Annotated in this window: 18 protein-coding genes; 10 read left to right on the top strand and 8 right to left on the bottom strand. The window is 65.8% G+C overall.

The window, feature by feature from the left end:
- Positions 1-136: 136 nt before the first annotated feature.
- The 5 genes from ABXH26_RS07075 to ABXH26_RS07095 all read left to right on the top strand — a co-directional run bounded on the left by ABXH26_RS07075 (position 137) and on the right by ABXH26_RS07095 (position 4,192).
- Positions 137-613, top strand: coding sequence for a hypothetical protein (locus tag ABXH26_RS07075; RefSeq protein WP_353566348.1), 477 nt, complete (start codon positions 137-139; stop codon positions 611-613).
- A 177-nt stretch (positions 614-790) separates the two neighbouring features.
- A complete protein-coding gene (locus ABXH26_RS07080; protein ID WP_353566349.1) occupies positions 791-1,168 on the top strand; it encodes a hypothetical protein in 378 nt (125 codons plus the stop codon).
- 288 nt (positions 1,169-1,456) lie between these two features.
- The gene (locus ABXH26_RS07085) at positions 1,457-1,957 is read left to right on the top strand and encodes a hypothetical protein (protein ID WP_353566350.1); all 501 of its coding nucleotides are present in this window, start codon (positions 1,457-1,459) and stop codon (positions 1,955-1,957) included.
- A 72-nt stretch (positions 1,958-2,029) separates the two neighbouring features.
- Complete coding sequence (locus ABXH26_RS07090; RefSeq protein WP_353566351.1) at positions 2,030-2,881, top strand: NAD(+)/NADH kinase; 852 nt, start codon at positions 2,030-2,032, stop codon at positions 2,879-2,881.
- An 18-nt stretch (positions 2,882-2,899) separates the two neighbouring features.
- On the top strand, positions 2,900-4,192 hold the full coding sequence (locus tag ABXH26_RS07095; protein ID WP_353566352.1) for an aminopeptidase P N-terminal domain-containing protein: 1,293 nt from the start codon (positions 2,900-2,902) through the stop codon (positions 4,190-4,192).
- Positions 4,193-4,202: 10 nt separating this feature from the next.
- Here the strand turns inward: ABXH26_RS07095 and ABXH26_RS07100 are convergent, their stop codons facing one another.
- The 4 genes from ABXH26_RS07100 to ABXH26_RS07115 all read right to left on the bottom strand — a co-directional run bounded on the left by ABXH26_RS07100 (position 4,203) and on the right by ABXH26_RS07115 (position 14,980).
- Positions 4,203-7,448 carry a S41 family peptidase gene (locus ABXH26_RS07100; protein ID WP_353566353.1) on the bottom strand — a complete coding sequence of 1,082 codons (3,246 nt, stop codon included), beginning with the start codon at positions 7,446-7,448 and terminating at the stop codon, positions 4,203-4,205.
- Between the two features lie 7 nt (positions 7,449-7,455).
- On the bottom strand, positions 7,456-8,160 hold the full coding sequence (locus tag ABXH26_RS07105) for a 3-keto-disaccharide hydrolase (RefSeq protein WP_353566354.1): 705 nt from the start codon (positions 8,158-8,160) through the stop codon (positions 7,456-7,458).
- Positions 8,161-8,294: 134 nt separating this feature from the next.
- Entirely contained in the window at positions 8,295-9,365 is a 1,071-nt protein-coding gene (locus ABXH26_RS07110; protein WP_353566355.1) for a pyridoxal-phosphate-dependent aminotransferase family protein, read from the bottom strand.
- Positions 9,366-9,406: 41 nt separating this feature from the next.
- Complete coding sequence (locus ABXH26_RS07115; RefSeq protein WP_353566356.1) at positions 9,407-14,980, bottom strand: LamG-like jellyroll fold domain-containing protein; 5,574 nt, start codon at positions 14,978-14,980, stop codon at positions 9,407-9,409.
- Positions 14,981-15,183: 203 nt separating this feature from the next.
- Between ABXH26_RS07115 and fabG the strand changes: the two genes are divergently transcribed.
- A complete protein-coding gene (fabG, locus tag ABXH26_RS07120) occupies positions 15,184-15,933 on the top strand; it encodes a 3-oxoacyl-[acyl-carrier-protein] reductase (protein WP_353566357.1) in 750 nt (249 codons plus the stop codon).
- A 9-nt stretch (positions 15,934-15,942) separates the two neighbouring features.
- Positions 15,943-16,413: a SixA phosphatase family protein gene (locus tag ABXH26_RS07125; RefSeq protein ID WP_353566358.1), complete on the top strand. Its 471-nt coding sequence runs from the start codon at positions 15,943-15,945 to the stop codon at positions 16,411-16,413.
- Positions 16,414-16,416: 3 nt separating this feature from the next.
- Here the strand turns inward: ABXH26_RS07125 and ptsP are convergent, their stop codons facing one another.
- The 4 genes from ptsP to ABXH26_RS07145 form a co-directional block, all read right to left on the bottom strand.
- Positions 16,417-18,183 carry a phosphoenolpyruvate--protein phosphotransferase gene (ptsP, locus tag ABXH26_RS07130; RefSeq protein ID WP_353566359.1) on the bottom strand — a complete coding sequence of 589 codons (1,767 nt, stop codon included), beginning with the start codon at positions 18,181-18,183 and terminating at the stop codon, positions 16,417-16,419.
- Positions 18,184-18,225: 42 nt separating this feature from the next.
- Positions 18,226-18,492 (bottom strand): HPr family phosphocarrier protein, encoded by a 267-nt coding sequence (locus tag ABXH26_RS07135; RefSeq protein ID WP_353566360.1) that lies wholly within the window; start codon positions 18,490-18,492, stop codon positions 18,226-18,228.
- A gap of 64 nt (positions 18,493-18,556) precedes the next feature.
- Positions 18,557-19,525, bottom strand: a complete 969-nt coding sequence (hprK, locus tag ABXH26_RS07140) for an HPr(Ser) kinase/phosphatase (protein WP_353566361.1) — start codon at positions 19,523-19,525, stop codon at positions 18,557-18,559.
- Between the two features lie 83 nt (positions 19,526-19,608).
- Complete coding sequence (locus ABXH26_RS07145) at positions 19,609-20,817, bottom strand: OmpP1/FadL family transporter (protein WP_353566362.1); 1,209 nt, start codon at positions 20,815-20,817, stop codon at positions 19,609-19,611.
- A gap of 119 nt (positions 20,818-20,936) precedes the next feature.
- Between ABXH26_RS07145 and ABXH26_RS07150 the strand changes: the two genes are divergently transcribed.
- From ABXH26_RS07150 to ABXH26_RS07160, 3 genes are all read left to right on the top strand, one after another.
- Positions 20,937-21,251 carry a DUF3817 domain-containing protein gene (locus tag ABXH26_RS07150; protein WP_353566363.1) on the top strand — a complete coding sequence of 105 codons (315 nt, stop codon included), beginning with the start codon at positions 20,937-20,939 and terminating at the stop codon, positions 21,249-21,251.
- Positions 21,252-21,284: 33 nt separating this feature from the next.
- Positions 21,285-22,490 (top strand): FKBP-type peptidyl-prolyl cis-trans isomerase, encoded by a 1,206-nt coding sequence (locus ABXH26_RS07155; protein WP_353566364.1) that lies wholly within the window; start codon positions 21,285-21,287, stop codon positions 22,488-22,490.
- Between the two features lie 77 nt (positions 22,491-22,567).
- On the top strand, positions 22,568-23,242 hold the full coding sequence (locus ABXH26_RS07160) for a DUF2459 domain-containing protein (protein ID WP_353566365.1): 675 nt from the start codon (positions 22,568-22,570) through the stop codon (positions 23,240-23,242).
- The last annotated feature ends 54 nt before the right edge of the window (positions 23,243-23,296 follow it).

Below are 23,296 nucleotides of genomic sequence, written 5' to 3' on the forward strand. Positions count from 1 at the left end.
TCAGAAACAGAAGCCAACGGCGTCGCGGAATCGAAGCGCGTCCATCCGAGGAGCCAGGTGCGGCAATTCCGCACGCCGGGATCTGCGAGGGGGGCGCCGGATGACCGGCGTCCCTACCTCAATCTGCTGAAATAAGATGCTTCCCACTGTCACACGCTGGTTTATTCGGGGCGTCATTCGCGATGGTCGCCTGACAGAGGCCAGGAAGCGATTCGAGACCGGGACGGCCAAGCCGAGCCCATGGAAGCTCGATGGCGCATCATGCTGGAGCGTGGTCTGCGAAGAAGTAATTGATACCGACCACAATCCGGAGGGTTACGACGCCGTATATGCGGAATTGGCTCGACGGGGTTTCACCGGCGACGAGATCGATGAGATGCGACGGCTTGCTTGGAGCACTGCGGGGTGGCTGAACTACGATATGATGGTCTGGGATTGGTGCCATTTGGATGAGCACGACATGCGCGAAGCCCTGAATCTGAAGCTGGAGAAGCACCTGATTCGACGAAAGACCTACGATGAAGCTCTCTCTTCGATTCAGCGCTTCCTTGATCGAGACCCGCCAGAGACAAGAAAAAGAATTGCAGAACAAGCCGTAGCGCCGAACCCCTGACTCGCCGCGAGTTCCAGGCGTCATGAACGCTTCAGCCTCAATCCACAGTCAAAGCCCCGGTCCGGTCAGGGGTCCTTTGACGTTTTTCGCGAGTCCCGTCGGAAGTTCCTGTCATATGGCATTCGGGACCCATGTGCCTCATTACCCTTCTTCCGCCCATTCTGACGTCTCACAAAAATGAACCTCGCATCCGTGCTTCTGTTGATCTGCTGGCTGGCGGCAGGTTGCGCCTCCTATGAAACGCATGCGGCGCGCCGGACCGCGGGACTTCGTGAAATGTATCCGCCCGGCACCTCTCGGCAGGAGGTCCAGCGGAAATGGAAGCCGGTTGAGCCCGATTTTTCCGCCGCGCGCCCCGGCCAGGGCTGGAGGGCGTATCCGAACGATTTCATCGCCCGGAAGCTGGCCGGGGTGGAGGTGCGGACGGGAAAAAGGGTCGCGCTCGTGGAGCGGTATTGGGGGCCGGACGGCTTCGTTTCACTCTGCTGGTGCTGGTATTTCTATGACTCGACGGAGCGGGTGATCGACGTGGAATGGCAGTATAAAAGCGATTGAACCGTGAGTCCGGAATCCATCTCAAAGCACCATCGGGCATTCCTTGCCGGGGTCTTCTTAGCCGCGTTGGCGTGTTTCCTCGCGGTCAAGAGCTACACCGGCGTCCGCAGCGCCAAGGACCGCTCCGAAGCCATCGATGCCGGCAGGGATCGGGGCCGGGGAGCATCATCATTCGACATGAATCATCTTCGGGGCGAGGGCGATCAAGAAGGCGAATGGAGGCCCATCCGTGACCTGAGCCCGAAATTGCGGAAGACCGTGCAGGAGCTGGAAACTCGGGCCGCGTTCATGGATTCACCCCTGGGGTTCAAGAGCGACGAGCAGATGGCGGCCATGGAGGAGGCAAGGGAAATCGTGGACGACCTGAGCGTCAATGAGCTGAAGGCCTTGATTCGATTCTATCGTCGCCCCGATTCATGGAAACTTCCGCTGATGGGCTTCGATCTCGTGGGGTCCCTGATCTACGAGCGATGGGGAAAGCTCGATGGGCAGGACGCGGTCGATGCCATCACCCGTCGAGTTGAGGATCAGATCGAGAAAAATGGAGGTGCATTCGATGCGAACGACCCCTTTCGAGATCCGGACCTCCATGAGATGGCCGTGGTTTTCTGGGGGTGGTCGTCTTCCGATCCGATGGCATCCGGCGAAGGCCTGCGCCAGATGCTCGACGAGCTCGGCAGGAGGGGGATCGAGGTCTCGGAGCTTGAGGAGGGCATTCGATCGAAGCTCCGGCAGTTCGCCCAGCCGCCCGCGGTGGTTGAGGAGGGTGAAGACCCTTTCGTCGAGTAATCACCGCTTTTGCCCCTCCATGCCGCGGAAAGCGCGTTGCGGAGGGGGGGAATGGCGGTTAGACCGGAGGGGATGAAGGTCGGCATCATCGCCAATCCCAACAAACCCGGAGCGGTCCGGGCCTATGGACGGCTCGTCGGCGCGCTGGGCCAGCGGGGGATCGAATCCCAGGTGGACCGGGAAACCGCGGCACTGGTCGGAGGGGAGGGGCTGCCCGGGCCCGAGCTGGCGCAGGCCTCCGACCTGGTGGTCGTGCTGGGCGGCGATGGCACGATGCTTCACGCGGTGGCCACGCTCGGTGGCACCGAAACGCCGATGGCGGGGGTGAACATCGGCACGCTGGGTTTTCTGACCAGCTGCACCGATGACGAGCTGGAGGAGTTCGCCGAAGCTCTGAAGAACGGCAGTTTCCACGTCAGCAAGCGAACCATGCTGGCGGCCACGGTGGTCCGGAGCGACGGCCGCACGAAGGAATACCTGGCGCTCAACGAGGCGGTGCTCGCCCGCGGCCAGACCGGCCGACTGGTCTCGATGAAGGCCACGGTCGATGGCGACCTGCTCAACCGCTACCGGGCCGACGGCCTGATCGTGGCCACGCCGACGGGGTCCACGGCCTACTCGCTTTCCGCCGGCGGCCCGCTGATCAGCCCGGCGGCGGACGTGTTCGTGATCACGCCGATCTGCCCGCACACGCTCAGCCAACGCTCGCTGGTGATCGACGACACGACCGAGATCGAGCTGGCCCCCGACGGCCTGGAGGAGGGCGCGCTGCTCTTCACTGTGGACGGGCGGGACTGCGACGAGATCGGTGCGCTCGACCGGGTGAAGATCCGCAAGGACGCGCGCTCGCTGAACCTCGTCCGTCTCGAGGGCCGGTCCTTCTACGGTGCGCTGCGCCAGAAGCTGAACTGGCGCGGCGGCTGAAGCCTTCCAAAAACCACCATGCGTTACGACCCCATCGATCCCCAGCTCTTCGTTCGAAATCGAGAGAAACTCCGGGCCCTCCTCAAGCCGAACAGCATCGTCATCGTGCTGGCCAACGACATCCTGCCGACCAATGCGGACGGCACGCTGCCGCTGCGCCAAAATGCCGACCTCTTTTACCTGACCGGCGTAGACCAGGAGGAATCGGTGCTCGTCCTGATGCCCGACGCCGTGGAGCCGCGGGAGCGGGAGATTCTTTTCGTCAAGGAGACCAGCGAGCACATCGCCATCTGGGACGGGGAAAAGTTGACCAAGGACGAGGCCAAGGCCGCGACCGGGATCGAGCGGGTCGAGTGGACGTCCTCCTTCGATGGCTGGCTGCACCGGCTGGTGCCGCAGGTGGACCACATCTACCTGACGACCAATGAGCACCTGCGGGCCGACGTGGTGGTGGAAACGGCCAACGACCGCTTCATCAAGCGCTGCCAAGCGCGCTACCCGCTGCACCGCTACGAGCGGCTGGCCCCGCTGATGCACCGCCTGCGCATCACCAAGGACGCGGAGGAAATCAAGTTCATCCAGAAGGCCTGCGACATCACCGGGGCCGGGTTCCGGCGGCTGCTGGGCTTCATCAAGCCGGGCGTCGGCGAGTGGGAGATCGAGGCCGAGCTGCTGCACGAGTTCGTGCGGCGCGGATCGCGGGGCTTCGCCTACACCCCGATCGTCGGCACCGGCAAGAACGCCTGCGTGCTGCACTACCTATCCAACGACAAGGTCTGCCAGGACGGCGACGTGGTGCTGATGGACGTGGCGGCCGAGTATGGCGGCTGGAACTCCGACCTGACCCGCTCGGTGCCGGTCAACGGCCGCTTTTCCCCGCGCCAGCGGGAAGTCTACGATGCCGTGCTGCGCGTGTTCCGCGGGGCCAATGAGATCCTGCGGCCGGGCAACACGCCGATCGAGTACCAGAAGCAGGTGATGGAACTGATGGAGGCCGAGCTGGTGAACCTGGGCCTGATCGGCGCCAAGGAGGCCCGCGAGCAGCCGGCGGACAAGCCGCTGGTGCGGAAGTACTTCATGCATGGTACTTCGCACCACCTCGGGCTGGACGTCCACGACGTGTCCCCGCCGCACGAGCCCTTCGCCGAGGGCATGGTGTTCACGATCGAGCCCGGCATTTACATCCGCGAGGAGGGCCTGGGCATCCGTTTGGAAAACGACGTGCTGATCGGGGTCGAGGGCAACCGCGACCTGATGGCCGACATCCCGATCGAGGCCGAGGAGATCGAGGAGCTGATGAACGCCGGCTGAGCCGGAAGTTTCACCTCCGCGACTTGTCGGGCCGCGGGGGCGGCGGCGGGACCGGCCGGGGGTCCTCGGCGATGCGGCCGAGCAGGTGTTTCACCGCGGCCTCGAGCTGCGCGTCGCGGCCGAGGAAGGTCTGGTGCGGGAGGTTGTCGACGGTGATGTCCGGCTCGACGCCGGTGCCCTCGATCAGCCACTCGCCTTCGGGGCTGTAGACGCCGAACTCGGCGGCGGTGCACATGCCGTTGTCGACCAGCCACGGCCGGGCGCTGAGCCAAATTTGGCCGCCCCAGGTGCGGGTGCCGATGATTTTCCCGAGTCCCAGCCGGCGGACGCCCTCGCTGAAGGCCTCGCCATCGCTGGCGGTCCACTCGTTGCACAGCACGGCGAGGTGGCCGTTGAAGGCGAACTGCATGTTCGAGTACGGCTGGCCGGCGCGCGGCGACCAGTAGAACCACGGTTTCCGCAGCAGGCGGCTGAGGATCCACGAATCGGTGTTGCCGCCGCGGTTGTGCCGCATGTCGATGATCAGGCCCTGGCGCTGGAACACCGGATAGAAGGCGCGCGCCCATTCGAGGATGCTGCCCGGCCCCATGTTCCGCAGGTGGACGTAGCCGATGCGCTGGTCGGCGGACTCCTCGACCTGCTCGCGGCGGGTGAGTTCCCACTCGGAGTAGCGCAGATTCTCGGCTTCGTGCGGGGCGAGCGGCTCGACCAGCACCTGACGGCTGGTGCCCGTAGGGGAAACGATTTCCAACAGAACCTTCTGGCCGGCCTTGGTCGCGAGCAGGTGCTCGGGGTGGTCGATGCCCTTCAGTTCGCGGCCGTTGATGGCAACGATGACCTCGCCTTCATGCGCGTCGATGCCGGGGCGGGCGAGGGGGGCGGTTTCGCCCGGATAGTCGGGGTCGCTGGCATAGACGTGCTCGATCCGCCAGCCGCCGGTGGCCGCATCGCGGGAAAAGCGCGCGCCGAGCGACGAGGGCTGGATGTCATCGGGTCCGTGGCGGAGGTCGCCGAAGCGGATCACGGTGTGCAGCGCGCTCAGCTCGCCGGCCATTTCCTGCATGATCTCGCCCAGGTCGGCGCGGTCGGCCACACGGTCGATCAGGGGCAGGTAGCGATCCCGCACCGCGGTCCAGTCGGTGCCGTGCATGGCGGGATCGTAGAAGTAATCGCGCAGCATCCGCCACGACTCGAGGTAGATCTGCCGCCACTCGGTGCGCGGATCGATGGCGAACTTCCAGCGGTCCAGAGGCACCGCGTCCTCCAGCTCGGCCGGGGCCTTGCCATCGGCGGGCACGACGTGGAAACGATCGCCCATCCGCAGGGCGACGGATTTTCCGTCGAGCGACAGCTCCCAGTCCTTCGGGTCGGTGGCGAAGACTTCGGGCTCGGGTTTCGTCGAGCCGATCTTGAGCCGGATCAGCTCGGGCTTCGGGCCCTTGCCGGGGACTTCGGAGCGGTAAAACAGGAACTCCCGGGTGGCCGCGAGCTGCGACAGGTTTCCGGACACGTCCGGGACCTCGTAGAGCCGGCCTTGCAGCCCGTCCTTCTCGATCTCCACCACCGGCTCATCGGGATGAGCCTCGCCCTCCTCGGCGGGCTCGTCTTTTCCCGGCTCCTCGGGATGCAGCTCGTCGGGCGGCGTGAAAGGAAACCTCAAGCCCGGCTGGAGCGCGAGGGCGTAGATGCGGGTGCTCTCGGTGAAAAACGGCTCGGGCTGGCGCGGGCCCCACGGCGAGCCGACGAGCGTCTGCAGGGTGCGATCGCTGAGGAAATACAGCCATTTCCCATCCGCCGACCAGGCCGGGGAAAAGCTGCGGACGCGGTCGCTGGTGGCATCGGTCACCGTGCCATCGCGGGTGTCGAAGAGGCGGATGCGGTGGAAGGTGTTCTCCGCCGGCTCGACGAAGGCCAACCAGCGGCCGTCGGGCGACCACGAGATTTCCTGGAAGCCCCACATCGGAGCGGTGCTGACCTTGACCTGCCGCCCGCCGTCCAGCTCGCGCACCCAGAGGTCGAGGTTCTTGTCCTCCCACGCGATCTGTTTTCCGTCCGGCGAGGGAATCGGCGCGTGACGGAAAATGGTGCCGTCATCGGTCAGCAGCTCGGGCGTGCCGACGCCGTTGGCGGGCAGTCTGACCATCTCGATCTCGCCGGTTTCATCGGTCTGCGCGACGAGCGAATCGCTGCCCGGCAGGAAGGTCGCCTGCCGATAGCGGGCGCCGGCGGGCGGAGCGATCTCCACCAGCCGCCCGCCGGGTTTCACCGGAGCGACGAACACGCTGCCACGGGCGGTGAGCGCCAGCCGGGTGCCGTCGGGCGACAGGCTGGAGCGGGTGAGGTAGTCGAAGGGCTTGTCGATCCAGCGCTCGCGGGTCTGGTCGAAGTCGGACTCGATGGTGATCGGGATGACCTCATCGCTCCCACGCGCGAGGTCGTGAAGCCGCAGTTGGCCGGCCCATTGATAGACGATGCGGCCGGCATCGAGGCTGGCGGTGCGGATGTCGAAGTCGTGGTGGTTCGTGATCGCCACCGGCTCGCCGCCGCCGGTGGGCATCGACCACAGGTTCATCGAGCCCCCGCGGTCCGAGAGGAAAAAGACGCGCCCGTCGCCGAACATCGGGTTCTTCGAGGTGCCGCGGTAGTCGCCGGTCAGCGGTTCGGCTTCTTCGGCCCCGTCTTCGTAGCGCCACAGGTTCTGGGCGGTGCCCCCTTGGTAGCGCTTGGTGCTGCTGCTCTGCGGCGAGAGGCGGGTGAAATACAGCACCTTTCCGGTCGGGTCGTAGGTGCCCTCGGCGGCTTGTGCCAGAGGCACCAGCGAGGACGCGCCGCTGGCGGGATCGATCGCCACCAGCTGCACGTTCGGCAGCGTGGAGTGGGCATGGGTGGCGCAGAGCACGCGGCCATCGGGTGTCCACCCGACCGGACGCGAGCCTTCGCCATCCCAGGTCAGGCGCTGGGGCAGGCCGCCATCCGCGGGCATGGCGTAGACCTCGGTCGGGCCCTCGTAGGCGGCGGAAAAAGCGATCCATTTCCCGTCCGGCGAGATCGCGGCCGAGGTTTCATCGGCGGGATGAGTGGTCAGGCGCCGCGCCGTGCCGCCCGCGACCGGGACCTTCCACAAGTCGCCCTCCGCGGTGAAGACCGCCGTTTCCCCGCGGATCGCCGGCGAGCGCAGGTAGACCTCGGTGGCGCCGCGCGCGGCCGCCAGACCGACGGCCGCCGCCAGGCAGCGGTGGGGGAACCGGAGTTTCACACGGAGCTCAGAGCTTCTTCAGCCGGAGGGTGCGGAAGGAGACCCTGTCGCCGTGGTCCTGCAGGGCGATGTGGCCCTTCTTGGCCTTGTTGAAGAACTCCCAGCCGTTGAACTTCGACTTTGACAGCATCTCCTTGAACTCGTCGCTGGTCGAATCGACGTCGGCGGTCACGGTGCCGTTCAGGTAAAGAGTGATCTGCGTGCCCTTGATGACGATGCGGGCCTCGTTCCATTCGCCGGCGGGCTTGGACCATTCCGGCTTCGCCGTCTTCAGCGCGTAGAGGCCGCCGGCGAGGTTCTTGGCCTCGATTTCGTGCGGATACTTGTGGTCGTCGCTGGGGAAGGAATCGAGGATCTGGTACTCCGGGCCGCTGACCCACGGGTAGGCGTGCTCCTCGGTGGCGTGCCAGATGATGCCGGAGTTGCCGCCGTGGACGATCTTCCACTCGCAGCGGAAATCGAAGTCGCCGAACATCTTGTCGGAGGTCAGGTCGCCGCCGCCGCCTTCGGTCAGGGTGATGGCGCCATCCTCCACCTTCCACTGCGAACGGGGCTTGTCCTCCTTGTAGGTGTGCCAGCCGTCGAGCGACTTGCCGTCGAAGAGCAGCTTGAAGCCCTCTTTCTTTTCCTCGGGAGTGAGCGTGTTCGGATCGGCGGCGAAAGCGGTGGTGGCCAGGGCGGCCAGGACGGTGACGAACGGAAGCGGTTTCATGATCGAGCACCCTACGAAGCGACCGCCGGGATTCCTGCAAAAAGGTGCGCGCACCGGTGATTTCCCGGAAAAAAGAAAGCGCCGCCCGGGCGTGGAGCCGGACGGCGCTGCGGAGATCGTTGGGAAACACCGGCTCAGCCGAGGACATCGTCCATGGCATCGATGAGTTCCTGCATGGTGGCCACGGTCTCGTTGCCCATGTTGGAGATGCGGAAAGTGAGGCCCTTGATCTTGCCGTAGCCGCCGTTGATCAGGAAGCCGTGCTTGTCCTTGAGCGTCTTGATGAAGGCGGACTGGTCGAAGTTTTCCGGCGTCTTGAAGCAGGTCAGCGCCTGCGACCGGTAGCCTTCCTGCGCGAAGATCTCGAAGCCGTGCTTGGCACCCCATTCGTGAACCATGGCGTTGGTCTTCGCATGGCGGGCGATGCGGTTCTCGAAGCCCTCGTCGGCGATCTTGCTGAGGATGTATTGCAGCCCGAACAGCGTGGCGATGGCCGGCGTGGAGGGCGTGTTGTTCTTTTCCGCGTTCTTCGCGAACTCGACGAAGTCGAAGTAGTAGCCGCGGTTCGGGATCGTCTCGGCGCGCTTCATCGCGTCCTCGGACACGGCGAAAACCGCCAGACCGGGCGGCAGCGCGAGCGCCTTCTGGACGCCGGCGATCATGACATCGACCTGGTTGGCATCGAAGTCGACCGGCACGGTCGAGAGCGACGAGACGGTATCGACGATGAACATCACGTCGGGAAACGACTTCACCACCTTGGCGATGGCGGGCAGGTCGTTGAGCACGCCGGTCGAGGTCTCGGAGTGGATGAAGGTCACGGTGTCGAAGCCGCCTTCCTCAAGCTTGGCGCGGACGGCTTCGGGATCGATCGCCTCGCCCCACTCGACCTGCACCTTGTCGGCGGCGTAGCCCATGCTCTTGGCGACGCTGAACCACTTGTCGGAAAAGGCGCCGCAGCAGAGGCAGAGGACCTTTTCGCGGACCAGGTTGCGCAGCGCGCCCTCCATCACGCCCCAGGCGGAGGAGGTGGAAAGGAAGACCGGGCGGGTGGTGCCGAAGATTTCCTTCAGACCGGGCTGCAGGGAGGCATAGAGCTCTTCGAAGTCCTTGCCACGGTGGCCGATCATCGTGCGGGTCATCGCCGCGTAAGTTTCAGGCGAGACGTCGATGGGGCCGGGTGCGAACAGTTTCGGGGACGACATGCGGCGAACCCTAGCGGGGGTCCGACGGACGCCAAGCGGAATCAGGGCCGGGTGACACGCAGCCGCAGGAACTGCCGCGGCGCGTCTGAGACCGGTATCGGCGAGGCGAAAATGACCGTCTCGGTGCCGTCGCCATGGTCCAGCGGATAGCCGGGCAGCATCATGGCCGGCTGCCAGTCGGTGCCGAGCGCGGAGCCCGTCTGGTGCCAGTAGCTGAGGCCCGCCAGGGCCGGCCGCGGGCGACGGTAGGCCGAGGTGAGATAGGTCTTGCCGTCGATTTCCTCGATCCGCGGAACCGGCAGGGCGCCGGCATCCGGCGTGAGCGGATCGGTTCCGAGGGCCGCCTCCATGAGGGTCTCGATGCCGTCGCCATCCACATCGGCGCTGTCGCCGGCCCCGGCAGTCTGAGCGGCGGCGAGGCTGCCGAAGGCATCGATCTTCCACTGGTTCACGGGTGAGTCTTCGAGCGCGATGGTGGCGGAGGCGGGTTCGGCCACGTAGCCGTCCACCTCGTCGAGGATCAGCGTGACCATGCGGGTCCCGGTCGGCGTTTCGGAATCCACCGGCGTGATCAGCACCGTGCCGCTGGCCGAGCCCGCGGGGAGGATGAAACTCGAGGGATGCGGCGAGGAGATGAAGTCGATTCCCTGAAGCGCGGCGTCTCCCGTTTCGCCGAAGGCGAGGGGGATCGACAGCGCCTGGGTGGTGGGACCGGTGCGGGTGATGGTGAACCGACCGGTGTCACCGGTCCCCCGCCGGGCAGGGGCGTCGGTGGCGGTGACGGACAATGAGCTGCCCTGGGTGGCAAGCGTTCCGATCTCCGTGGAAGTCAGGGCCCGAGCGTACAGGCGGACGTCGTCGAGCGCGCCATCGAGCGTGTTCTTGCCGGAGTTGTTCGGGATTTTCGTGCCGAGATAGAGCGGGTCGGTGCTGGTTGCCAGCGGGCCGCTGGCGGCGGCGGTGGCGACCTCCACGCCATCGAACCAGATCGACATACGGGATCCATCGTAGGTGGCGGCGGCGTGGACCCACTGGTTGGCGGGCGGCAGCGGGGTCTCAAGGCGGCCGATGCCGGCGAGCTGCCAGACGAACACTCCGTCTTCGGCGTGGAAGCGGTATTGATTGTCGGAGCTGCCTTTTTGAAGGATGCGGCCGTTGTCGATCCAGTGGTTCGCCCGAACCCACGCTGCCACGGTGACCGCGGAGACAGGATTGAGCGGGTCGGCGGACGGCACGGTTACCGATTGCCCGATCGAATGGTCGAAGGCCAGCGCCCCGCCGAGGCGACCGTCGGCGATCCATTGCGGATGGGGGCTGGTCAGGGTGCCGTGGTTGGCGAGCCCCGACGAGTCGGGAACGTTCGTTCCGGACGTCTGGTCGAGCCGCCAGTGTCCGACGAGGCCGGTGCCCAGGTCGGCGCCCGCCATTTCCGCGATCTTCGCGCCGCCGAGCGCCACGCCGTAGAGGCGGACGTCGTCGAGGTCGCCCGACCAGTGGTCGCCGGCCACCGAGTCCGGGGTCTTGGTGCCGATGTAGAGCGGATCATTGCCCGCCGGGATGCTGCCGCTGGCTTCGGCGCTGGCCACCGGCAGTCCATCCACATAGAGCATCATCGCCGCGCCATCGTAGGTGGCGGCGAAATGGTGCCACATGCCGGGAGTCGGCAGCGGGGCCTCGAGGCGGCCGACATCGGCGATGTCGAAAACGAGGTTTCCGCCCTCCGCGAGCAGGCGGTATTGGGTGTCGTTGTTGCTTTTCTGCAAAATACGGCGGTTGCCGTACCAATCGACCGGCATGCCCCAGGCGGTGATCGAGAGGGCGGAAGACGGGTTCAGGGCGGCACCCGGCTCGACACGCACGCTCTGGCCCTGCTCGCCGGAAAAAGTCAGGGCGCCACCGAGGTAGCCGACCGGATTCCACACCGGCTCGGGAGCGGTGAAAGAGCCGGCATGGCCGGCACCGGTGACGTCGCCCACTTCCTCCCCGGAACCCTCATCCATGCGCCACCAGGCGATCAGGCCCACGTCGAGGGCGGTTCCGGTGATGGAGAAAGTGAAGAGCGGCTCGTCCGGGTCGTTGGTTTCGATGACCACCATCGCATCCTGGCGCGCCTGCTCCCGGGGATCGAAGCGGATCGCGAACACCGACTGCGAGCTGCCGGCGATCGAGCCCGCCGGCGGCGTGGCGACGGAAAACGAGGCCGCGCCGGGGCCGGTGATGGTGACCAGCGCGGGCAGCTGAAGGGGCAGGTTGCCGAGATTGTGGATGGTGAAGGTGTGGGTGGCGGGCCCGCTTTCCACGGTGACCACGCCGAAATCCGTGCCGTCCGCGAGGTCGGGCGTCAGGTCGGCATGGAAGATCTCGGTGCCATCGCCCACCAGCTGGATCTCGGGCGCGGGGGTGCCGACGTTGGGCACCACGGTGACCTCATCCGAGGGCGCCGACTGCACGTAGGTCCCGTAGGCTTTCACGCGATAGGTGTTGTTTTGAAAAGGAGCTGCGGCGCTGTCGATGAAGCTCTCCTCGCCCTCACCGGCGTAGCCCACGATGCCGAAGGCTCCGCCCTCGACCGAACGCTCGACCACGAAGCCGACCTCGTTGTCGGACTGGTCACTCCAGCCGAGGGTGACCGAGCTGTTGGAGGTCGGGGTGGCGGCGAGCCCCACCGGTGCGGCCACCGTTTCCTCCGGCAACCCGCTGATCCACTCGGCAAGCATGGCCACGCCTTCTTCGTCGATCTGGTTCCGCGCCAGCGGGGGCATGCGCAGTTCACCGTTGGTATTGACCCGCCGGAAAAGCACGGAGTGATCCAGGTCGGCCGGAACGACCACCCGGTTGTCGGTATCGCCGAGTTCATTCACCAATACCCCGTAGTAAATGCCCTGCTCGGCGAATGCCGCATCGTAGCGGGCATCCCAGAACGCCTGGACGCCGTCCGGGCGGTGGCAGTAGGAGCAGTTCGCATCGAAGTAGGAACGCGCCCGCTCCTGCAGCGAAGCCGCGGAGTCGTCGTGATCGTGGAGCTTGGCCAGCGTGGGGAGGTCGCCTTCGCCGGGGGCGGCGTCGAAAAGCCCGACGTGCCCCCAGGCGAGGAGCTGATGATCGGTCACGCCGTTCGGGTAGGTCATTTCGCGGTTGAACTGGCGTGTGCTGAGCCCCAGTGATCCGCCTGCCTGTGGGTTGTGGCAGGTGAGGCAATCGCTACGGCTGGGATAGTACCAAGGCTGCCTCCTGGTCCCGATCTCGAAGCGGGCGATCGTTTCCGCGGCAGCCGTGTGGGCGGTGACGGCAAGTCCGAACTCAACCGAGTCCGGGAGGTCGAGCGTGACCCGCGCGTATTCCGTCCACGTGAAGCCATCGCTCCCCGAGTAGGCGATGAAGGTGTCCCCCTCACGCTTCATCCGCAGCCAGGTGTTCGGATAGGAAACGGTCGGCTGCGGCTGCGGGGGATAGATCGCGGCCGCGTTGCCGCCGGTCGTGGCGCGGTATTGGAATTCGTAGCCGCCCACGTTGTTGTTCCGCTCCGCATTGCTGGGGAAGACGAGGGCCATGACATGGCGCGCGTTGGGGGACAGCGAGTCGCGGACCATCAGCCCGGTTTTGGTGTAAAGATCAGCCTGCACGACGCTCTCCACCCTCACCGCCTCGTCGAAATCGCCGGTGCGGGTCTGGTGGGCGAAGTGGAACTGGTCGCTGGCATTCCAGATGTCGGTGCCCCCGGCGTGGACCGTGACGAGGTTCCCGGAGCGGCTGGTCGAGCCGGTGAGCGCCGGAGTTCCGATGTCCCCGGCGACCAACGGGCCCCACTCCCCGGTGGCGATGGTCACGCTTTCGGAAAGCGAGCCGTCGAGCAGGTCGGCATCGGTCTGGTCGGCCCGCCATTTGTAGGTGGCGCCATAGACGTCGCCATCGGGCTTCACGACCAGCACGCGGGTTTCGAGCCGACGGGTGACGGACGGGTCCGTTTCATCGACCGGCAGCTCGAAGTGCTTCACGAACACACTGCCGACCGGGAAGTCCCACTTGCCGTCCGCATGAAAGCCGACGGTGGTGCCCGCCGGGATCATCGCGAAGCGTCTTTTCTCGGCTCCGTCCGACCAGAAGGGCGCGTTGATTTCGTAAGGGATGAACGGATCGCCCGGCTCCAGCGTGACGAGGTCGTCGAAGATGCCGGTGGCTCCGAGCGTGGCCGGCAGCGGTTCGCCGGGCTCGGTGGCACCTCGTTCGAGCTTGTAGATGCGACCTTCCGTGCTGCTCAGCTGGCAGAGGTAGAGTTCGCCGTCGGCATCGGTGCCGAACGAGCCGAGACCGCGGTAATCGTTGCCGGAGTTCGGTCCGGGGCCGTCGGGAAGGATCGCCAGCCGGACCTTCTGCGCCGGGGAAACGCTCTCGTCGAGATACCAGACGTAGCCGCTCATGTTATCTCCGAAGATGTATTTTCCGAACAGCTCCGGAAAACGGCTGCCGCGGTAAACGTAGCCGCCGATCACGCAGCTTCCGTCGCCGGTGCCGTGGGGGTAGTCGATGATCGGCCGCTTGTTCACGCCGGGATAGGGTGGCGTGAGATTGCCGGTGTCGCCCTCGATCCGCGGCCATTGGAAGTTCAGCCCGGGCGGGTCGCTCGGCTCGATGACGCTGATCTCCTCGCGCGATTCGGCACCGACATCGCCGATGAAAATCCGGCCGGTGATCGCGTCCACGGTCATGCGGTGCGGGCTGCGCAAGCCGATGGCGAAGAACTCGCCGAGGGCGTCCGGCTGGCCGACGAAAGGATTGTCATTCGGGATGTAGTAGCGTGGCCATTCCGGACTGATTTCCCCGATCGCCCGCTTGGTCGGCGCGTGGCTGATGTCCCCGCCGCGCCTGTCGACATCGATTCGCAGCACGCCGGAGAACAGGCCGGTATCGATCACCTGGCCGTTGCGGCCCGGATTGGCGTCGTCGCCGTTGGTAAGATAGAGGAAGCCGTTGTCCGGATGAAAAAACATGCCGCCGCCGTTGTGCCAGACGGTGCCGTCCTGTTGGTCGATGACCACGTATTCACCCGCGGCATCGGCCTGGTAGGCGGCGTCGAGCGTGAAGCGCGAGAGCCGGTCACGGGTGGGCGTGGCGGTGGGCGGGCGGGTGTTGGCATCGCCGATCACCGGGCCGAGGTCGCCCGCGCCGCCGGCGATGCCGCCACGCCAGTTGTAGTAGACGAAGATCTGCCGGTTGTTCTGGAAGTCCGGGTGGGGAGCCACGGCCAGCATGCCGGAATCGTCCCAGCCCTGGGTGTGGGCGGAAAGATCAACCACCAGGGTCTTGGTGGTCGTCTCTGGATCGTTCTCGAACGACCAGATGCGTCCCTCGCGTTCCCAGACAAGCAGTTGGTTGGTCCCGGGGATGGCGGTGAGCCCGACGGGGTTCAGGAAGGTCAGGTTTGGAAAAGCGGGGACCGCCGAATAGTCGGTCGGAATGGCGGGCGGTGCCTCAGGGAACGTTCCATCAAGGAAGGGGCCGGCGGTGGGGCGGGCGGTCAAGCCATGCTGCTGGGCGTGAAGGCCGGGGAGGAGGGCAAGCGCCGCCGCCGCGAGAAGAGCGGTGAAGCGGACGTTCATGCAGGGCTTTTCGAGCATCAAAGCGTGAACTATTCCGCCGCGGAGGGATTTCCCATGCCTATTCCGGAGCGCCTTTGCAAAAATATTCGACGAACCGGTTCTTATGGCGGATTTCGGGCCGTATGTGGCGGAAATGTTTCATCCGGCCGGATTTTGGTCTCCGAAGGTCGGGGTTGCAGTTTCCCGTTGCATCCCCATCGCGGATGCGCAGCCTCCGGGGCATGCAATCCTTTGAAGGCAAAGTCGCAGTGGTGACCGGTGGCGGTCGGGGCATCGGCGGATCGATCGCCAAGGCGCTCGCCGCGCGCGGCGCGAAGGTGGCGGTGGTGAGCCGCAGCGCGAGCAGCTGCGGGGCGACCGCCGAAGCGATCAACGCCGAGTTTCCCGAAATGGCGAAGGCCTACGCGGTGGACGTGGCCGACCACGAGGCGGTGGCCGCGCTCGGCAAGCAGATCGTTTCCGACTTCGGCACCGTCGATATCCTGGTCAACAACGCCGGCGTGACCCGTGACGGGCTGCTGATGCGGATGAAGGAGGAGGACTGGATGACGGTCCTCGACACCAACCTGAAGGGCGCCTTCAACACGGTGAAGGCCTTCATGCGGCCGATCATGAAATCGGACGGCGGGCGGATCATCAACATCGCGTCGGTCATCGGCCTGATGGGTAACGCCGGCCAGGCGAACTACGCGGCGAGCAAGGCGGGCCTGATCGGCTTCAGCAAGTCGGTGGCCCGCGAGCTGGCCGGCCGCGCGGTGACCTGCAACGCGATCGCGCCGGGCTTCATCGCCACCGACATGACCGACGCGCTGCCGGAAAACGTGAAGTCCGAGATCCAGGCGAAGATCCCTCTCGGCAGTTTCGGCTCGGTCGAGGACGTGACGAACCTCGTCGTGTTCCTCGCTGGTCCGGGCGCGCGTTACATCACCGGCCAGGTGATCGCGGTGGATGGCGGCATGACCATGCACTAAGCTGCGGGCATGGAGCTGATTCTGCTGCGACATGGCAAGGCGGAGGACCACCGGCCGGGCGGGGATTTCGACCGACGGCTGGAGGAAAAGGGCATCCGCCAGGCGCGGCGGGCGGCGAAGCTGCTGGCGGGAGTCGACCGGCTGCCGGAGGTGGTGCTTTCCAGCCCGCGGATCCGCGCGAAGGAGACGGCGGAGCATTTCTGCGACGAGGCCGGGTTGCCGGAGCCGATGTTTCAACCCTGGCTCGACTGTGGGATGGATCCGGAAACGGCGCTCCGCGAACTACGGGGCTTCTCGGAGTTCGGGCGGGTGATGATCGTCGGCCACGAGCCGGATTTCTCCGGCCTGGCGGAATGGCTGCTCGGGGCGCCGGCCGGCAGCGTGGAGGTGAAAAAGGGCTCGCTGGTGGGCTTGGAGGTGGTCCCCCAGGGACGGAGGGCAAGGCTGCTCTTTTCCATCCCGCCGAAGATGATCGGCTGACGATCAGTCGATCAGGTCGCGGTAGTATTTCGTGGCGAGTTCGGTGGTGAGTTCGAGCGTGTCCTTGCTCAAAGGTGTGCGCAGGGCCTCGTCGGCCATGGCGGCGCATTCGGCGTGGGACAGCGCGCGGATGGCGTGGCGGACGCGAGGGACCTGATGGGGGCCGACCGAGAGTTCCTCGACGCCGAGGCCGAGGAGCAGGGGGGTGAGGCGGACGTCGCCGGCCATTTCCCCGCAGACGCCGGTCCAGATGCCGTTCTGGATGGCGGCATCGATGGTGCGCTTGATCAGCCGGATCACCGCCGGGTGGGTGGGCCGGTAGAGGTCGGCCACGCGGTAGTTCACGCGGTCGGCGGCGACGGTGTATTGGATCAGGTCGTTGGTGCCGATGGAAAAGAAGTCGACCTCCGGCGCGAGCAGGTCGGCGATGATGGCGGCCGAGGGCAGCTCGATCATCACGCCGATGTCGATGTTTTCATCGAAGGGGATGTTTTTGGCCGCGAGCTCGTCCATGGCCTCCTTCACCAGGTCCTTGGCGCGGCGGACTTCCATGATGCCGGAGACGAGCGGGAACATGACGGCGACCTTGCCGTGGGCGCTGGCGCGGAGGATGGCGCGCAGCTGCTCCTTGAACATGGCGGGGCGGTCGAGCGAGACGCGGATGCCGCGCCAGCCGAGGAAGGGGTTCGGCTCGGGCTCGAGCAGGGGCTCGACGGGCAGCTTGTCGCCCCCGGAGTCGAGGGTGCGGATGATCACCGGATCCGGTGCCAGCGCCCGGGCGAGCTGGGTGTAGGTGCGGGCCTGGAAGTCCTCGCCGGGGATTTGTTCGCCTTCCAGCAGCAGGAACTCGGTGCGGTAGAGGCCGACGCCGCGGGCGCCGCTGTGCTTCACGAAGGGCAGTTCCTTGACCAGCTCGATGTTGGCGGAAAGCGTGATCCGGCGGCCGTCGGTGGTGACCGCCTCGTCGTTGCGCTGGGCCTCGAGCTTGTGGCGGACGCGCTCTTTTTCCGTCCGGACCCGCTCGTAGCGGGCGAAGGTCTCGGGCGTCGGGTTGAGGATCAGCTTGCCGGTGTAGCCGTCGATGATCGCCGGGGTGAGCGCGCGGACTTCGAGCACCGCGCCCTGGAGCCCGACGATGGCGGGGATGCCGAGCGAACGGGCGAGGATGGCGGTGTGGGAATTGACGCTGCCCATTTCCGTGGCGAAGCCGTGGAGGTGGCGGCGGTCCATCGAGGCGGTGTCCGAGGGCGACAGGTCGTAGGCGACGAGGATGTGGTTGTCAGAGGGATGCCCGTCGCGCTGGTCCTCATGGGAAAAGTTCCGCAGCACCCGCTGGCAGACGTCCTCGATGTCGGTGGTGCGCTCGCGGAGGTAGGGATCCGGCACGCGGCGCATGGCCTCGAGGAAATTCTGGGCCACGGCGTAGAGCGCGAACTCGGCGTTCTGCTTGCGCTCGGCGATGGCTTCGTTGACCCGGTCGACGATCGCCTTGTCCTCGATCATCATGAGGTGGGCCTCGAAGATGCGGCTTTCGTGCTCGCCGGAGATGGCCTCGATGCGCTTCTGCAGCTCGGACAGCTGGCCGCGGGTGACGGCGAGGGCGTTTTCAAAACGGGCCTGCTCGGCCTCGACATCGGTGATCGGATAGACCTCGGGCGCGGAGAATCCGCGGGCGACGACGTGGACGGGGGCGATGCCGATGCCGCGGGAGACGGCGGTGCCTTGGAGCACGCGCTCTGTTTCCTGGGCCTGCCTCGTCCTGTCCTTCACCAAGGCGATGCTGGTGGAGGGAAGGAGGGCGGAAAAGAAGAATTAATCCTCCTCGAACTTGCGGTCGACGAGGTCGGCAAGAGCCTCGATGGCGGACTCGGCGTCATCGCCCTCCGCAAAGACCTGGATGACCGAGCCGTGGCCGGCGGCGAGCATCATGAGACCCATGATGCTCTTGCCATCCACCTCCTCGCCGTCCTTTTCCACGCGGATGTCGGACGTGAAGCGGGACGCGGTTTTGACAAACTGCGCGGCGGGCCGGGCGTGGATGCCCAGCTTGTTTTGGATGGTGAATGCTCGTTGGACCATCAGGTGCGTTGCCTTGCGGCGGCGGGAGTCTAGGAACGACGGAACAGATTGGCCAAGGGATTTTTCAAAGGCCGGTTGGCGGATTATTACGCGCCATGTGCTGGACGAGGCGCTCGTTGAATTCGTCGGCCATGTTGTAGCCCAGCTTGCGGAGCTGCTGGTGCAGCGCGGCGATGGCGACCATGCGGGCGGTATCGCGCCCCGGAGCCACCGGGATTTCCACCATGGCGACGGGCTGGCCGAGCACGTCGAAGGTTTTCTGCTGGATGCCGACGCGATCGACTTCGTTGAGGTCGCTGTGGAGGGTGAGGTTGATGACCAGGTCGAGCCGTTTTTCCGGTCGGATCGAGGTGAGGCCGAAGAGGTTGGCGACGTTGACGATGCCGATGCCGCGGATTTCGATGTAGCCGCGGGAAAGCTCGGGAGCACTGGCGGTGAGTTCGCTGTTGGCCCAGCGGACGCGCACCATGTCATCGGCCACGAGGGCGGCGCCGCGCTCCAGCAGGCCGATGGCGGTCTCGCTTTTCCCACTGCCGCTGCGGCCCATGATGAGGACGCCGATGCCGCGGATGTCGACCATGCAGCCGTGCAGCGTGGTGGTGGGCGCGAACTCCGCTTCCAACTTCAGGGTGGCGGCGTTCATGAAGTTCATGGTCACCAGGGTGGTGGAAAACACCGGGATGGTGTGGCGGGAGGCGATTTCCAGGAGGTCTTCGGGCACCGGCACGCCGCGGGAGACGACGATGGCGGGGATGTCGCGCTCGCACATGCGGCCGAAGCGCTCGGCCCGCATCTGGGGCGTGAGCTTTTTGAGGTAGGACATCTCGGAGTTGCCGAGGACCTGGACGCGCTTTTTGGCGAAATAGGAGAAGAAGCCGGCCAGCGCCAGGCCCGGGCGGTTCGGGGCCGGCTCGCCGATCGGGCGCTCGAAGCCGTGGCGGTCGCTGACGAGGGTCAGGGAAAGCTCGGAGCCATGGCGCTCGAAGAACTCACCGATGGGCACGCTGAAGACCTTTTTGATCCGCGGAGGCATGGGGGACTGTAGAAAACAAGCGGGCGGAGGCGATGGAAATCACGCCTCCGCCCGGGAAAGGGCCTGGGTTTCCGGAAACCGGTTCAGAAGTTCCCGCTGACGCCGATGGAGACCAGGTCGGTATCGCCGCGGGCCATGCCGAAGAAGTTCCCGGCGGCGTTGGTTTCGTTGATGTAGGAGGTTTGGGTGAAAAGGTGGGTGTAGCCAACATCGAGCGACCAGCAGGGGTTGAAGGACCAGCTGGCACCGACGCTCAGCCAGAGGCGGTCGGTATCCGGGATGCGCAGGGTGCGGAACTGGGGTTCGACCGGGGACTCGTCGTAGGCCACGCCGGCGCGCAGGGTGAGGCGCTCGGTCGCCTTCCAGGTGGTGCCGAGCGAGAAACGCCACACGTCGTTCCAGTTCTCCGGGGTGGCGGCCGGTTGGGCGGGGGCGCCGAAGACGATGGGCTGGAGTTGCTGGAAGTCGCTCCAGCCGGTCCAGGTCACGTCGCCGTGGATCGCCCAGCGGTCGTTGAACTCGTGGTAAAGACTGAACTCGAAGGTGTCGGGCAGTGTCAGGTCGACGATGCCGGGGCCGTTGAAGATGGGCACCACGGCGGAAACGATGCGTCCCTCGAGGGTCAGATCGACCTCCGACCGATAATGGAGGCCCACCCGCGTGCGGTCGGTGATTTCATACATCAGGCCGACGTTGTAGCCGTAGCCCCAGTCGTCCCCGGCGAGGTCGAGCAGCGGCAGGGAGTTCGGCAGTGTGGCATTGAGCGCGCCGTCGGCGTAGACGGCGTCGAAGCCGGCACCGATCGAGACCTTCGGATGGAGCCGCCAGGCGATGGCGGGGTTGAAGTTGATCGTCTTCAGCTTGCTCTGGTCGGCCATCGGCCGGGCGGCGAAGGACAGCGGGTAGTTGGTCGCCAGCCCGTAGAACGTGTAGGACCCGAAGCCGATGGTCAGGTCGTCGGTGAGGTCGTGGCTGAGGTAGAGGAAGGGAACGTAGGCATCGTCGGCCACGTTTTCGGCCACCGTTCCCACCGTGCCGCCGCCGGTGTAGAAGCCTCCGACGTCGACATTCGGATAGATGCCCGTGAGGCCGACCGAGACCGACGTTTCACCCGGCAGATAGATCATCCCGGCGGGATTCGAGGCGAGCACCGAGGCATCGTCGGCGATCGCGGACTCCCCCGAGTAGGCGCGGCCGAGACCGCGGGCGGAGCGCTCTTGGAGCTGGAAGCCGGCCCCGTGGGCAAAGGTGGCCAGCAAGGGGCTGAGAACGAGGAGGCGGTGCAGGTTCATGATGGTCTATACGACAACCGCAGATCTTCGGGCTCCATGGAATAGGGGACAAGAATGAAAAACCGCTCGGTTTGTCAGCTGCGTTTGACAGTGAGGTGGTTGTGGGCGAGGGGGCGGGCATGCCGCATGCATCCCTTCACGATCCCATCGGAAGAATCCGCCTCGTGGGCCGGATCGAGGCCGTTTCCTTCCTGTTCCTGCTGGGAGTGGCGATGCCGATGAAATACTACGCCCACCAACCCGAATGGGTGCGGGTGGCGGGGATGGTCCATGGCGGGCTGTTCCTGGGGCTGCTTCTGCTGGTGGGGATCGCGTGGCTGGAAAAGAAGCTGCCGTTTCGCTCGGCGGCCATGGTGATGGTGGCCTCGGTGCTGCCGTTCGGGCCGTTCGTGATCGACCGTCGGCTGGAGAAAAGGGAATCCGAGGTGAATTGACAGGGGCGGCAGGCCGTGGATGCTTCGGCCGCCATGAACAAACGGATGAGATTCACCGCCGCAGCGGCCCTGGCTGCCGCGTTCGCACCCCTGCATGCGGAGGAATCCGCCACCACCCCGCCGATCAAGATCGAGGACGGGAAACCTGCCGAAACCATGCCTGAAACGCCTCCTGACGTCGCCGCCGTTCCCGAAGATGCCAAGAAGACCGACTCCGGTCTCGCCTACAAGGTCCTCCAAGAGGGCAAGGGCGACAAGAAACCGAGCGCAACCGACGTGGTGACCGTCCACTACTCCGGCTGGACGACGGACGGCAAACTCTTCGACAGCTCGGTGAAGCGCGGCGAGCCGACCAGCTTTCCCCTCAACCAGGTGATCAAGGGCTGGACCGAGGGACTGCAACTCATGACCGTGGGCGAGAAGCGCCGCTTCTGGATCCCGGCCGATCTTGCCTACGGCGAAAATCCGGGCGGTGGCCGTCCGGGCGGCATGCTGGTGTTCGACGTCGAACTCCTCGACATCAAGGAACTCCCGAAGGTCCCGGAAGACGTGCAGAAGACCGCCAGCGGCGTGGCCTATCAGGAAGTCACGCCGGCGACCGGCGAGGGCAAGCCCGGCGAGAACGACGTGGTGACCTTCCAATTCAAGGGCTCCACCATGGACGGCAATCCCGTCACCGACACCTCCAAGCAACCGACGCCACCCTCCGTGCCGCTTTCCAAGCTGCCGCCGGCGATGAAGGAAATCTTCGCCGACATGAGCCCGGGTGAGAAACGCAAGGCTTGGCTGCCCGAGCAGCAGCTTCCCGGCGGCTACATCGTGGCCGAGCTGGAGCTGATCTCCTTCAAGCCCGCCCCGCCGGCTCCGGCCGTGCCTGAGGACGTCGGCGCCGTGCCGGACGATGCGGAAAAAACCGACAGCGGCCTTGCTTCGAAGGTCCTCACCCCGGCTCCCGAAGGCGCCGAAAAACCGAAGGCGACCGATACCGTGAAGGTCGATTACACCGGCTGGACGACCGATGGCCAAATGTTCGACAGCTCGGTGACCCGCGGCCAGGCCGCCCAGTTCCCGCTCAACGGCGTGATCAAGGGCTGGACCGAGGGCGTGCAACTCATGGGCGTGGGCGAGAAGCGCCGTTTCTGGATCCCGGCCGAGCTCGCCTACGGCGAAAACCCGGGCGGTGGCCGTCCGGGCGGCATGCTGGTGTTCGACATCGAGCTGCACGAGATCGTCAAGTGATCCCGGCGCGCTGACTCCAACGAGCCATGTGGCGGCTGGCGGTCATCCTGTTGTCGTCGCTCCTGTTGCCAGGCTGCATGATCGCGTTCCCGAGCGACCGGGAACGCGTGACGCGCCACCGGGCCGAGGTTTCCCGCTCCGTCGAGGAGCCGCGCACGGTGCCGGTGGTGGTGTTCGCGGACAGCCTGCACACCGGGCTGATCCTCGACCTCAAGTGGCTCCGCCAGCACGGCTACGTGCCGCCGAAAGAGATCGGCGACCTGCGGTGGGCCGCCTTTTCCTGGGGCGATGAGACTGCCTACGTGCAGAAGGAGTGGCTGACGCCCGGGCAGGTGATCCACGCCCTGGCGCTGCCGTCGAATTCGGTGATGGAGGTCATCGCCTTCGACTACAACATTCCCAACGTCTGCCACCACCAGAGGCTCTATCAGGGCTTTACCACCGAGTCGGCCGGGGATGAGCTGGCGGCCTATCTGAATTTCAGCACCGTCCGGGATGCCGCGGGCGTGCCGGACACGCTCGGTCCCTCGAGCTGGGGTGGGGGGCAAATGGTTCGCTCGCCGCACTCGTACTATTTCCCCCGTATCTGCAACGTGTGGACGGTCGAGGCGCTCAACGCGGCCGGCTTCAGGTTCCACCGCTGGACCGGGCTCTCGGCCGACGGCGTGGTCCGGCAGGCGACCTCGAAGCGCAACGGCTTTGCCCAGATCTGGGATCCGCAGTGGCAGATGGAGGGAGCGGACCTGCCGTGAGATGGGAGGCCGGCGGCTTCCCCGGTTGCCCGGGGAAAGGCCGGCCGGCATGAG

This window comes from Haloferula sargassicola, from assembly GCF_040362925.1.
Taxonomy (GTDB): Bacteria; Verrucomicrobiota; Verrucomicrobiia; order Verrucomicrobiales; family Akkermansiaceae; genus Haloferula; species Haloferula sargassicola.